We start from the raw sequence: 13177 nt of genomic DNA, 5'->3' as shown, positions 1-13177 counted from the left end.
CAAATATTAAATTTTCACCAGGAGCATCACTATGCCAAAAACAATCATTACTCCGCCGGGCACCGGCAAACCACTGGCCCCTTTCGTGCCCGGCACCCTGGCCGATGGCGTGGTTTACGTCTCGGGCACGCTGGCATTCGATAAAGACAATAACGTGGTACACGTCGGTGACGCGGCGGCGCAAACCCGCCACGTGCTGGAAACCATCAAAAGCGTGATCGAAACCGCCGGTGGCAACATGGACGACGTGACCTTTAACTCGATCTTCCTCACCGACTGGCAAAACTATGCCGCCGTCAATCAGGTGTATGCGGAGTATTTCCCCGGAGACAAACCGGCACGCTACTGCATTCAGTGCGGGTTGGTGAAGCCGGACGCTCTGATTGAAATCGCCACCGTGGCCCATATCGGCCGCTGAGTCATTATTCGCTGAGGATCGAGCATGTATTTTGAGATTTTGGGGGAAGACACACCGCTGGCACCCACGCTGGTACTCTCCGCCGGGCTGGGTGGCGCAGGCAGTTTTTGGCAACCGCAGATTAACGCGCTGAGCGAGCATTTCCGGGTAGTGGTTTACGATCACGTCGGTACCGCACACAGCAAAGGTGAGGTACCGGACGGCTACAGCATGGCCGATATGGCCGATGAGGTAGCGCAGTTGCTGAATTCACTCAGCGTAGAACGCTGTTATTTCGTCGGCCATGCCCTTGGCGGCATGATTGGCCTGCAATTGGCGCTCACGCACCCGCAGTTGATCGAAAAACTGGTGGTGGTCAACGGTTGGCCGACGCTGGACAGCCAGACCCAGCGCTGCTTCAAAGTGCGTCAGGATCTGTTGCTCAACAGCGGCGTGGAAGCCTACGTGCGTGCCCAACCGCTGTTCCTGTTCCCCGCCGACTGGCTGTCGCAACACCAGGCCTTGCTCGATGAAGAACTGCAGCACCAGACCGCGCATTTTCAGGGTACCGAAAACCTGCTGCGCCGTCTGAATGCGCTGATGAATACTGATTTCCGTCCGCATTTGGCGGACATCACCACGCCGACCCTGGCGCTGTGCTCCCGCGACGATCTGCTGGTGCCCTATCACTGCTCACATCAGTTGGCGGCCGGTCTGCCGAACGGCGAACTGGCAGAGATGGCGTACGGCGGCCATGCCATGAGCGTGACCGACACAGAGAACTTTAACCGCATTTTGCTGGGCTGGCTGTTGAAAACACCGCACGCCAACACCCGTCTTGCATCCTAGACCCGGAGACACCTCATGCAAAGCCAAACGCTGCTTGCCGATGCACCACTAGCGCCACCGTACGTAGAAAAACAGGACTTCCGCGACGCCATGGCGCGCCTGGGTTCGGCGGTCAATATCATCACCACCGATGGGCCCGCCGGCCGTGCCGGCTTTACCGCCTCGGCGGTATGCAGCGTCACCGATACGCCGCCAACGCTGTTGGTGTGCCTGAATCGATCCGCCTCGGTCTATTCGGTGTTTAAGCAAAACCAGACGCTGTGCGTCAATACCCTGGCGGCGGAGCACGAGTCGCTGTCGAATCTGTTTGGCGGAAAAACGCCGATGGACCTGCGTTTCTCTGCCGCGCGCTGGTCTACGCTGGCGACCGGCTCCCCCATTTTGCACGGTGCGGTGGTCTCGTTCGACTGCCAGATCAGTCAGATTGTCAGCGTCGGCACCCACGACATTCTGTTCTGTCAGGCGGTAGCGCTGACGCGTAATGACGACAGCCATGGCCTGGCCTACTTCGACCGACGCTATCACGCGTTGCCAAAGCAGGCAGCGACGGATAATCGCTAACCACGCACTCACCAGTCACCCTAACCTGCACTCAACATTTTGGAGATAACGATGGCGAATACCTGGTTTCCCCAATGGCGTATGAAACAAGGCAATCTGGATGGCGCGATCGTCGCGCCCGATGAACGATTGCCACTGGCGCAGACGCTGGTGATGGGTTTGCAACATGCAGTGGCGATGTTTGGTGCCACGGTACTGATGCCGCTGCTGATGGGCTTTGACGCCAATCTGGCTATTCTGATGTCCGGCATCGGCACGCTGCTGTTTTTCCTGGTGGTTGGCGGCCGGGTACCGAGTTACCTCGGCTCCAGCGCGGCGTTTGTCGGGCTGGTGATCACCCTGACCGGTTACAGTGGCCAGGGCGCTAACCCGAATATCGCGCTGGCGCTCGGCGGCATCATCGCCTGCGGCCTGGTGTATCTGCTGATCGGCTTTGTGGTGATGAGCGTAGGTACCCGCTGGATCGAACGTCTGATGCCGCCGGTGGTGACCGGTGCCGTGGTGATGGCGATCGGCCTGAACCTGGCCCCGATCGCCGTACGCAGCGTCTCGGCATCCAACTTCGACAGTTGGATGGCGGTGGTCACCATCCTGTGTATTGGCTCGGTAGCGGTATTCACCCGTGGGCTGATGCAGCGGCTGTTGATCCTGGTGGGATTGATTGCCGCCTATTTGATTTACGTGGTGGCGACCAATGGCCTGGGGCTTGGCAAACCGGTGGATTACAGCGCACTGAGCCAGGCGGCCTGGTTCGGTCTGCCGCAGTTCACCGCGCCGGTGTTTAACCTGCACGCCATGCTGCTGATTGCCCCGGTGGCGATTATTTTGGTGGCGGAAAACCTCGGGCATGTCAAAGCGGTGGCGGGCATGACCGGCCGCGATCTCGACCCTTATATCGGCCGCGCCTTCGTCGGGGACGGTCTGGCGACCATGCTCTCCGGCTCGGTGGGCGGTACCGGAGTGACCACCTATGCTGAGAATATCGGCGTGATGGCGGTGACCAAGATTTACTCTACGCTGGTGTTTATCGCGGCGGCGGTGGTGGCGATTGTATTGGGCTTTTCACCGAAGTTCGGTGCGTTGATCCACACCATTCCCGGCCCGGTGCTGGGCGGTGCCTCGGTAGTGGTGTTCGGTTTGATCGCCGTCGCCGGAGCGCGCATTTGGGTGCAGAACAAGGTGGATCTGGGTGATAACGGCAACCTGATTATGGTGGCGGTCACGCTGGTACTGGGTGCGGGGGATTTTGCACTGACCATTGGCAACTTCACCATGGGCGGGATCGGCACCGCCACTTTCGGTGCCATTATCCTCAATGCCCTGCTGCGCAAGCGCAAAGCCCTGCCGCTGGCAGACAGTCCCGTACGTTAAGATATCGCGATGGCCCGGTAACCGGGCCTTATTCGGCCAGCGCCGCCGCTTTTCCCTTGCGACGGATGCGCAGTTCGCTAACCAGCACTCCCAACACGATTAGCGCACAGCCTAACAGGGCTACGCCGGGCAAACGTTCGCCGGCAATACGCCCGACCAACCCGGCCCAGACCGGCTCACCGGCATAGATAACCGTGGCGCGCGTCGGTGAAACACTGCGTTGCGCCCAGTTCATCGTTACCTGGATAATGGCGCTGGCCATCCCCAGACCGATTGCGCTGTACAACAGATAGCTGCTGTACGGCGGCACCGACTCACCGGTCGGCACCATCATCAGGAACGAGGCCAGCGAGGCGGTCGCCAGTTGCACCAACGTCACCCGCTTAACATTCACCTTACCCGCATAAGCGCCAATCAAAATGATCTCGGCGGCCATACCCAGCGTACCAATCAGCGTCAGTATCTCACCCACGCTGAGCGTCATATCGGTGCTGCTCGGCGCCGCCAGCAGCATCAGGCCGCTGAATGCCAGCAACACGCCGACCCAGGCCATCACGCCGGGAAAACGCCCCAATACCAGCCACTGCAGCAGCGGCACCATAGGCACATACATGGCGGTAATAAACGCCGACTGGCTGCTGCTGATGGTTTGTAGCCCCACGGTTTGCAGACCATAGCCGAACATAATGGCCACGCCGATAAACACGCCTGCTTTCAGTTCATACCAGGTCAGCCCGCGCAGACTGCGCAACGAGAACAACATCAGCACCAGCGTGGCGGCGGCGAAGCGCAAACCAACGAAAAAGAACGGCCCGCTGACCTGCATGGCAAGATGTACCGCCAAAAAGGTGCCGCCCCAGATCATGGTGATGAAAATCAACACCGCTTCCTGTCGCTTGATCCTGGGAATGAAGGTGGAAATAAAGGATTTTTTTACTGCGGACACCGGCTTGCCCTTCCTGCTGGGTGCAATATAATGCACAGATCCTGCCAGTATGAGGTAAAGCCTGCGGATGAGCAATACAGTGAACAGCGGCAAACATGAAGCGCCCAAGGTGCTGCAATACCTGAGCAGCAACCTGCGCGGCTATCGCCAACAGGCGGGGCTCAGTCAGGTGGCGCTGGCACAAAGATCCGGCGTCAGTCGCCGCATGCTGGCCGGCATTGAAGCCGGTGACCGTAACGTCAGCCTGGCGGTGCTGGACAAACTGGCCGATGCGTTGAATATCGCCTTCACCGATCTTATCCAGGCACCCGAAGCGCGTGGCAACCATTTGGTGGGTGAACTGGCCTGGCAAGGGGTTCAACCGGCAAGTCAGGCACTGTTCGCTGCCAGCGTGCCTGCGCGCCAGCGGGTTGAACTCTGGGAATGGACGCTGATGCCGGGCGAGCACTACGACTCGGTGCCGGATGCCGAAGGCTGGAGCGAAATTATCTACGTCATCGCCGGGAGCCTGACGCTGGTACTGGAACAACAAACCTTGACGCTGGAAGCTGGCCAAACCCAGGTGTTCAACAGCGATCAACACTACGCTTACGCTAACCACAGCCAGCAACCCTTACGTTTTATCCGCAACGTCACCTTCTAGTCGCCACAACAGCCCGCATTTTCAGTGGGCTGTCACCCGTCTGTCGTGCACATGTCATGCTAGTGTCGTGGCGGTCGACGCTGCCAGCCCCTACACTTTGTGTCATTGAGGGTTCATTTTGGAGAACGCAATGCAAACTTACCGCATCAGGCCATTACGGCTGGAAAAGGGCTGGTCACAAGAGCAATTGGCCACCATTGCCGGCCTCAGTACCCGCACGGTTCAACGTATTGAAAATGGTGAACAGGCCAGTCTGGAGACCCTGACCGCCATTGCCGCAGCCATGGGGCTGCAGGTCAGCGATCTTTACCAGCCGACACAGCAGGAAAAAGCTGACAATAATCATCAGGCAGAACAGGCCATTCGCCGGCAGGTCGCGGCGGAAACCAAGCTGTTGGGTATGGCGGTACGGTTTGCCTGCATCGGCCTGATGTTGTTTGCCATCAACTGGTTTACCCATCCGCAATATCTGTGGTCGCTGTGGGCCATCGGCGGCATGAGCATCGCACTGGTCATGCGTGCCACCCGTACTCTGCTGTTGCGTGATTTTTTCAGTCGCTGGCAACAACAACGCCTGGCAGAAAAACTCAGGCGCATGCCGTAAGCTGTCGACGGAGCCTTCGGCACATTGCTGGCGATGGCCGGAATAAAATAAAACCGCGAGGATAAGTTCTTCATTCACTCCTATGCTTAGGGGGGCATATCTTGCAATCACCAGAGCGGAGAATGGAACATGGCGAAAATACTGGTCCTTTATTACTCAATGTACGGACATATTGAAACCCTGGCAGAGGCGGTAGCAGAAGGCGCTCGCCGGGTCAGTGGCGTTGAAGTGACCCTGAAACGCGTGCCGGAAACCATACCGGCAGAGGCCTTTGCCAAAGCCGGCGGTAAACAAGATCAAAAAGCACCGGTAGCCAGCCCGCAGGAGTTGGCCGATTACGACGGCATTATCTTCGGCACCCCGACCCGCTTTGGCAATATGGCCGGCCAAATGCGTACCTTCCTCGACCAAACCGGTGGGCTGTGGGCTTCCGGTGCACTGTACGGCAAAGTGGGCAGCGTCTTCTCCTCGACCGGAACCGGCGGCGGTCAGGAGCACACCATCACCTCCACCTGGACCACGCTGGCGCACCACGGCTTTATTATTGTGCCGATCGGCTATGCCACCCCGGAACTGTTTGATGTCTCGCAAACCCGCGGCGGTACCCCTTATGGCGCAACCACCATCGCCGGCGGCGACGGTTCACGCCAACCCAGCCCGGAAGAGCTGACCATTGCCCGTTATCAGGGTGAGCACGTGGCGAAAATCACCGCCAAGCTGAAAAGTTAAGCGATAACCTTCAGTTACCTGCTCTCTGGGGCCGTTGATTCCTTCGGCCCCATCTTGTTGCCAACCCGCAGCAAGGTTAAAATGCCGCTCAGCCTGCCATTCACTACCTGAACGTCACGGTCGAAATTCGTTCTGCCCGTCAATCACCGGCCTGTGCCCTGATGACGGGCGTTCTGTTTTTGCGCATAGCGAAGGGAAATAAGTCAGTGTCTAAAGATTTTGATGAACTAATAAGAGACCTGGATCTTATTATTGAAAATGTAGACAGTTTCAAGGCTATGGCCCCGCGCGCACCCGAGCCACCCGCGGCGGCGCCGGCGGTCCATCACTACGATTCGTTCTGCGAGAATGTGGCGCTGAAAGTGGTGTTGAAGGTACTGCTCTCGTCGGTGGATAAAATCGTCAAGGTGCAGATTGCCAATAAGGTCGAGCAGGAAATTGCCCAGATTGAACGGCAGGTCGTCCATGCCGGTGGCGGACCGGTGTCACCCGAGGACCTGGCGCAGATGACGCAATACGTGCGTCGCACCGTAAACAATCTGTTGGAATAATCACCACCACGGTTAAAAAACGTGCCAACCTTCGCAGACGATATGAATTTTTACGCTTTTTTTATATCGTCTGCCTTATTCTTTATATACTTAAAGAATAAATTGACTCATTGCCGACTGGCAACTCGGGCGCAAGTATGGTCAAGAATAAACAGATCCTGGTCGTTATTCATCTTTGCAGTTTTTTAGTTTTCCTTTACAGCCTGTCAATGATTCCCCCCCTGTTGGTGGCGTTGTTGTATAAAGAAAAAAGCGTTTTTTCCTTCTTCTATACGCTGGTGATTGCCGGCTCTCTCGGCGGATTGGGCTGGTTCAGCACGCGGCAGTCCAAGGTGCAGCTTCGCACACAGGACGGTTTTCTGATTATTGTGTTGTTCTGGCTGCTGTTTTCTATGGTCAGCGCCCTGCCGTTGTGGATGGATGACACGCTTAATATCAGCCTGACCGATGCCATGTTCGAAGGCGTTTCCGGCATCACTACCACCGGCGCATCGGTACTTAATGATGTCTCCGGTTTACCTAAGTCTTTTCTCTACTACCGCTCCCAACTCAATTTTATCGGCGGCCTCGGCGTCATTGTGTTGGCCGTCGCGGTGCTGCCGCTGCTGGGCATTGGTGGCGCCAAACTTTATCAGTCGGAAATGCCGGGACCGTTCAAAGAAGAACGTCTGACTCCGCGGCTGGCCGACACCTCGAAAAACCTGTGGCTGATTTATCTTGGCCTGGGGTTGGCCTGTACGGTGGCGTTCCGTATTGCGGGCATGCCGTGGTTTGATGCGCTCTGCCATGGGATATCCACCGTTTCGCTCGGGGGTTTTTCCACCCGCAATGAGAGCCTGGGCTTTTACGATAGCTCGGCGGTGGAAATGGTCGGCGGGATCTTCTCGATTCTGGCCGCAGTGAATTTCACCCTGTATTTCGTCGCCGTGGGCCGCCGCAGCCTGAAGCCGCTGTATAGAAACCCGGAACTGCGTTTTTTCCTGTTGGTGCTGGCGATTATCGTGGCCATTGTCTGTTTCGAGCTGTACCGCTCCGGCATGTACGGTGCCAAAAACTCCTTCGTACACGGTTTTTTCCTCACCAGTTCGATGATGACCGATAACGGGCTGGCCACCGCTGACTATGCCAAAATGCCCTCCCACACCATTATGCTGCTGTTGGCGGCGAGCTTTTTTGGTGGCTGCGTCGGTTCAACCTGCGGCGGTATCAAGGCACTGCGTTTTCTGATCATGTACAAGCAGAGCCGACATGAGATCAACCAACTGGTCCATCCCAACGCCATTTTCACCATCAAGGTCGGCAACGCGCCGATTCAGGATCGGGTGTTGCGTTCGGTCTGGAGCTTCTTCTTTCTCTACGTCTTCTTCAGCTGTTTTTTTGTCTGGCTGCTGAATCTGATGGGCTATGACCTGGTAACTTCCTTCGCGACCGTTGCCGCCTGTATCAATAATATGGGGCTGGGGTTCGGTGAAACCGCCGCCGGTTTTGGCACGCTCAGCGATGCGGCCAAATGGTTGATGTGCTCAGCAATGCTGCTTGGCCGTCTTGAGATCTACCCCATGCTGATCCTGTGCTCACGCGCTTTTTGGCGTTTTTAAAGCCTGCGCTGCCCTTGCACGGCACAGGCTCTTTTTACTCCGCTTTGCTGTACCACTGCTGACACATTCGTAACGTGAATGTGTTGCATTGTTGTATTCGTTTCATTGCGATAAGTTGACGTCACTGTAAATACATACAGTACTTTTAGCTTATTGAGGATATGAATATGCGCTTTAACAAGATGTTAGTTCTGGCCACTTTGTTGTTTACCGCTCAGGCTTCGGCCGAAGCACTGGAGTCCATCGACAACTGTGCGGTCGGCTGCCCAACCGGCGGCAGCAGCAACGTGTCGATCGTTCGCCACGCTTATACGCTGAACAACAACAGCACCACCAAGTTTGCCAACTGGGTGGCTTATCACATCACCAAAGACACACCGGCCAGCGGTAAAACCCGCAACTGGAAGACCGATCCGGCGCTGAACCCGGCGGATACCCTGATCCCGGCAGACTACACCGGTGCCAATGCGGCGCTGAAGGTTGACCGTGGGCATCAGGCACCGCTGGCCTCACTGGCGGGCGTGTCTGACTGGGAGTCGCTGAACTACCTTTCCAACATCACGCCTCAGATGGCCGACCTGAACCAGGGCTCCTGGGCGCGATTGGAAGATCAGGAACGCAAGCTGATTGACCGCGCAGACATCAGTTCGGTGTATACCGTGACCGGGCCGTTGTACGAACGCAATATGGGCAAATTGCCAGGCACCCAAAAAGCGCACACCATTCCCAGCGCTTACTGGAAGGTGATTTTTATTAACAACAGCCCGGAAGTGAACCACTATGCGGCGTTTCTGTTTGATCAAAACACCCCGAAAAGCGCCGATTTCTGTCAGTACCGCGTAACGGTCAGTGAAATCGAGAAACGCACCGGGTTGATTATCTGGGCGGGTCTGCCAGAGGACGTCCAGGCGTCGCTGAAGGCTAAACCGGGCGTGCTGCCGGAATTGATGGGTTGCAAGAGTTAATGCATAAACCGGAAACCCGCTGCGGCGGGTTTTTTATTCTTTACGTGCTGTTTTGTCAGGATACCTAAGCAAGTTTATTGCCGGAAAGTTATCGCCAAGTTAATATCCCGCCAAATTATTATAAACAAAACCATAAGCAATGGAGTTATTCCATTGTTGATTATTTTTTATCCCTCTTTACCCGCTCCCTTTTGCCTTATTCGGCACTAACACCTGTTGTGAGAAAAACACATGGAAAATTTGTTATCAGACGATGGTGGGCTACCAGCCAAAAATGGAACCGGTTTCAGTCGACGTGAAGTACTGCTGGGGCTGGCCTCAACCCTGCTGGCCGGCTCGCTGCTCAGTTATCCTTTCCTCAGCCTGGCTGAACAACAAACCGCTGCAGCCAACCCTTTGCAGTTTGCTCGCTTCTTCAAAATATCTCAGACATTGACCGAACATCAGGATATCGATCAGGGAATGTCGGCGCGTATTTTTACTGCGCTGCATAATCAGAATGCCCAGTTCACTGCACAGGTTGAGCAACTCGGAGGTCTGTTACAAGCGGGCCAAAGTGCGCAACAGTTGCAGCAGCAGGCGATCCAGGCCGGCTTGCAGGAAGTGGTCACCGCGATTATCACCGCCTGGTATACCGGCACCGTCGGCCATGGCCAAACGGCGCAGCTGATTGCCTACAAAGATGCGTTGATGTATCGCCCCGCCAGCGACGCACTGATCGTTCCCACTTACTGCGGCAATGGCCCGCTGTGGTGGACCGCGGTTCCGCCTGCCGTCAATGTTTCCCTGTGATCTGAGAGCCTTCTGATGAAAAAACCTGTATTTACCGCCGATGGCAACGCCTCGGCCGATATTGTGATCGTGGGTTCCGGCATTGTCGGCGGCATGATGGCCGATCAATTGGTCAGCCAGGGGTATTCTGTGCTGGTACTGGAGGCAGGCCTGCGCATCGAACGCGGCCAGGCGGTAGAGAACTGGCGCAATATGCCTTTTGACAACCGCGCCGGCTCTGATTACCAGGGGCTGTATCCGCAATCGGAGTTCGCCACCGCACCGCTCTACTTCCCGGAAAACAACTATGTGGCCCTGAGTGGCCCCAGCGCAGGCAGTTTCAAGCAGGGTTATCTGCGTACCGTCGGCGGCACCACCTGGCACTGGGCCGCTTCCTGCTGGCGTCACCTGCCCAGCGATTTCCAAATGAAAACCCTGTATGGCGTGGGTCGCGACTGGCCGATCTCCTACGACGAGCTGGAACCCTACTATTGCCGGGCCGAAGAAGAAATTGGCGTGGCCGGCCCTAACGATCCGCAACAGCAGTCCCCGGTTGAACGCAGTAAACCCTACCCAATGGATATGGTGCCCTGGGCTCACGGCGACATTCGCTTTGCCGAAGTGGTCAACCCGCACGGCTACCGGTCGGTTCCGATCCCGCAGGGGCGCAGTACCCATCCGTGGAAAGGCCGTCCGACCTGCTGTGGTAACAACAATTGCCAGCCCATCTGCCCGATAGGCGCCATGTACAACGGTATTCATCACGTTGAACGCGCAGAGATGAAAGGCGCGGTCGTGCTGGCGGAAGCGGTGGTGTACAAAATCGACACCGATGAACAGAATCAGGTGACTGCGGTACATTGGCTGGACAGCAAAAAACAGTCCCATCAGGCCACGGCCAAGGCTTTTGCGCTGGCCTGTAATGGCATAGAAACCCCACGCCTGCTGCTGATGGCCGCCAATGAGCGCAATCCGAACGGCATCGCCAACGCTTCCGATCAGGTGGGCCGCAACATGATGGACCATTCAGGTTTTCACTGCACTTTCCTGGCGAAAGAACCTCTGTGGCTGGGCCGTGGTCCGGCGCAAAGCAGCTGTCTGGTTGGCCCGCGTGATGGCGAGTTCCGTAAAGACTACTCGGCCAATAAAATGATCCTCAACAACATCAACCGGGTGGTACCTGCAACCCAACAGGCATTGGAAAAAGGATTGGTCGGCAAAGCGTTAGATGCCGAGATCCGCCGTCGCGCCGCCTATGGCGTCGATTTGTCCATTAGTCTGGAACCGTTACCAGACCCGAATAACCGCCTGACGCTGAGTAAAACCCGCAAAGATGCCCATGGCCTGCCTTGCCCGGACATCCACTACGACGTTGGCGACTACGTGCGTAAAGGTGCAGAGGCCGCGCACAAACAACTGGAGCACATTGGTCAGCTGTTTGACGCCGATGAGTTTAATATCACCACCAGCCTGAACGCCAACAACCATATTATGGGCGGCACCATCATGGGCCACAGCCCTGAAGATTCGGTGGTGGACGGTAACTGCCGGACTCATGACCATGCCAATCTTTGGTTGCCGGGCGGCGGTGCCATTCCTTCCGCCAGCGTGGTGAACAGTACCCTGACCATGGCGGCGTTGGGCATCAAGGCCGCCGATGACATTGCGCGCAAGCTGGCGGTGAAGTCATGAGAAAACAGGCGAGACTGACGCTGCTATCCCTGCTGTTACTCGGCAGCAGCGCCGCACAGGCGGCAAACGAAGCTGACCTGAGCGGCGTGGCGTTGATTAAGAAAGGCGAACAGATTGCCATCGCCTCCGACTGCCAGGCCTGCCATACCAAACCGGAAGGCGGTACGCCGTTTGCCGGCGGCTATGGTATCAGTTCCCCCATGGGGGTGATTTACGCCACTAATATCACCCCGTCCAACGTCGAGGGTATTGGCAGTTATAGCGAACAGCAGTTTGCCCGCGCGGTCAGGGACGGTATTCGTGCCGATGGCACCCACCTCTACCCCGCCATGCCCTATACCTCTTACACCCGGTTGAGCGACGCGGATATCACGGCGCTGTATGCCTACTTTATGCACGGCGTGAAACCGGTCGATCAGAAAAATACGCTGACTAACCTGCCATTCCCGTTCAACCTGCGCTTTAGCATGGCCGCCTGGAATCTGTTGTTCCTGAAAGACGGTCGCTTTGCGCCCGATGCCAACAAGAGCGAACAATGGAACCGCGGGGCCTATCTGGTCAATGGTCCGGGGCACTGCGACACCTGCCACACCCCACGCAACCTGCTGATGGCTGAAGACGATAGCCAGGCGCTGGCAGGCGGTATGGTGGGCAGTTGGTATGCCCCCAACATCACTTCAGATCCGATCAGCGGCATCGGCGGTTGGAGCCAGCAGCAATTGGTCCAGTACCTGAAAACGGGCCAGGTGGCCGGCAAGAATCAGGCGGCGGGCGGTATGGCGGAGGCTATCGAAAACAGCCTGCAGTATTTTTCCGCTGAGGATCTATCGGCCATCGCCGTTTATCTGAAAAGCACCACGCCGATCCGCGACTTCAACGACAGCCAGGCTGCCGACAGCTATGGCAAGCCATCGAGCGTTGAGCCTCAATTGCGCGGGTTACACCCTGCTACCGCCAATAATACCCTGACCGACGGCGCCGCACTGTTCAGCGGTAACTGCGCCAGTTGCCATCAGCCGGACGGCAGCGGCAGTAAAAATCAGGCTTACCCTTCGTTGTTCAACAATACCGCCACCGGTGCCGGCAACCCGGCTAACCTGATTTCGGCCATGCTGTTTGGCGTCGAGCGAAGGGTCGGTAGTCAACACGTGCTGATGCCGAACTTTGGCCCACAGTCGTATGTGAATCCACTGAACGATCAACAGATCGCCGCTATCAGCAACTTTGTCCTGCAACAGTATGGCAACCCGGCGGTTAAAGTCAGCGCCGCGGACGTCGCCATATTGCGCCAAGGTGGCCCGATCCCACTGCTGGCGCGGTTGCAGCCTTATATGGCTCCGGCAATCGGCATTGCGGTACTGGCGTTGCTGATTCTGGTATGGCGGGTAGGGAGAAAACGGCGTTAAATACTGTGACTGCAGGCTGGGGAGCTACCCCTGGCCTGCAGGCATGGCCGCAAGTCGCACAGGGATAGTTTCTGCATTTATTCCGCCGTAGGGT

General features: G+C 56.9%; 14 protein-coding genes. 13 read left to right on the top strand and 1 reads right to left on the bottom strand.

Annotated elements, in window-relative coordinates:
* Positions 1–31 precede the first annotated feature (31 nt).
* Genes rutC through rutG form a run of 4 tightly spaced genes read left to right on the top strand, consistent with a single transcriptional unit; the run spans position 32 to position 3178 of the window.
* A complete protein-coding gene (rutC, locus tag NHG65_RS08950) occupies positions 32–418 on the top strand; it encodes a pyrimidine utilization protein C (protein ID WP_112350420.1) in 387 nt (128 codons plus the stop codon).
* Between the two features lie 24 nt (positions 419–442).
* Positions 443–1246, top strand: a complete 804-nt coding sequence (gene rutD / locus NHG65_RS08945; RefSeq protein WP_499183179.1) for a pyrimidine utilization protein D — start codon at positions 443–445, stop codon at positions 1244–1246.
* A gap of 15 nt (positions 1247–1261) precedes the next feature.
* Positions 1262–1807: an NADH-dependent FMN reductase RutF gene (gene rutF, locus NHG65_RS08940; protein WP_085116160.1), complete on the top strand. Its 546-nt coding sequence runs from the start codon at positions 1262–1264 to the stop codon at positions 1805–1807.
* A 51-nt stretch (positions 1808–1858) separates the two neighbouring features.
* Entirely contained in the window at positions 1859–3178 is a 1320-nt protein-coding gene (gene rutG, locus NHG65_RS08935) for a pyrimidine utilization transport protein G (protein WP_499183178.1), read from the top strand.
* 28 nt (positions 3179–3206) lie between these two features.
* Here the strand turns inward: rutG and NHG65_RS08930 are convergent, their stop codons facing one another.
* Positions 3207–4124, bottom strand: a complete 918-nt coding sequence (locus NHG65_RS08930; protein WP_499183177.1) for a DMT family transporter — start codon at positions 4122–4124, stop codon at positions 3207–3209.
* Positions 4125–4191: 67 nt separating this feature from the next.
* Between NHG65_RS08930 and NHG65_RS08925 the strand changes: the two genes are divergently transcribed.
* From NHG65_RS08925 to NHG65_RS08885, 9 genes are all read left to right on the top strand, one after another.
* Positions 4192–4767, top strand: coding sequence for a helix-turn-helix domain-containing protein (locus NHG65_RS08925; protein ID WP_099061687.1), 576 nt, complete (start codon positions 4192–4194; stop codon positions 4765–4767).
* A gap of 130 nt (positions 4768–4897) precedes the next feature.
* On the top strand, positions 4898–5371 hold the full coding sequence (locus tag NHG65_RS08920) for a helix-turn-helix domain-containing protein (RefSeq protein ID WP_499183176.1): 474 nt from the start codon (positions 4898–4900) through the stop codon (positions 5369–5371).
* Between the two features lie 129 nt (positions 5372–5500).
* Positions 5501–6100, top strand: a complete 600-nt coding sequence (wrbA, locus tag NHG65_RS08915) for an NAD(P)H:quinone oxidoreductase (protein ID WP_085116155.1) — start codon at positions 5501–5503, stop codon at positions 6098–6100.
* Between the two features lie 239 nt (positions 6101–6339).
* On the top strand, positions 6340–6651 hold the full coding sequence (locus NHG65_RS08910) for a hypothetical protein (protein WP_219015850.1): 312 nt from the start codon (positions 6340–6342) through the stop codon (positions 6649–6651).
* Positions 6652–6788: 137 nt separating this feature from the next.
* The gene (locus NHG65_RS08905; protein WP_499183175.1) at positions 6789–8249 is read left to right on the top strand and encodes a TrkH family potassium uptake protein; all 1461 of its coding nucleotides are present in this window, start codon (positions 6789–6791) and stop codon (positions 8247–8249) included.
* A 167-nt stretch (positions 8250–8416) separates the two neighbouring features.
* Positions 8417–9214 (top strand): DNA/RNA non-specific endonuclease, encoded by a 798-nt coding sequence (locus NHG65_RS08900; RefSeq protein WP_207977650.1) that lies wholly within the window; start codon positions 8417–8419, stop codon positions 9212–9214.
* A gap of 231 nt (positions 9215–9445) precedes the next feature.
* On the top strand, positions 9446–10006 hold the full coding sequence (locus tag NHG65_RS08895; RefSeq protein ID WP_499183174.1) for a sorbitol dehydrogenase family protein: 561 nt from the start codon (positions 9446–9448) through the stop codon (positions 10004–10006).
* Positions 10007–10021: 15 nt separating this feature from the next.
* Positions 10022–11677, top strand: coding sequence for a GMC family oxidoreductase (locus tag NHG65_RS08890; protein ID WP_099061694.1), 1656 nt, complete (start codon positions 10022–10024; stop codon positions 11675–11677).
* Positions 11674–13083 carry a c-type cytochrome gene (locus tag NHG65_RS08885; protein WP_413503095.1) on the top strand — a complete coding sequence of 470 codons (1410 nt, stop codon included), beginning with the start codon at positions 11674–11676 and terminating at the stop codon, positions 13081–13083. Before NHG65_RS08890 ends, NHG65_RS08885 begins: the two co-directional genes overlap by 4 nt.
* The last annotated feature ends 94 nt before the right edge of the window (positions 13084–13177 follow it).

The organism is Serratia myotis, assembly GCF_027474885.1.
Taxonomy (GTDB): Bacteria; Pseudomonadota; Gammaproteobacteria; order Enterobacterales; family Enterobacteriaceae; genus Serratia; species Serratia proteamaculans.
Note: the sequence above shows the minus strand (reverse complement) of the source record. Positions and strands in the feature narration are given on the sequence as shown.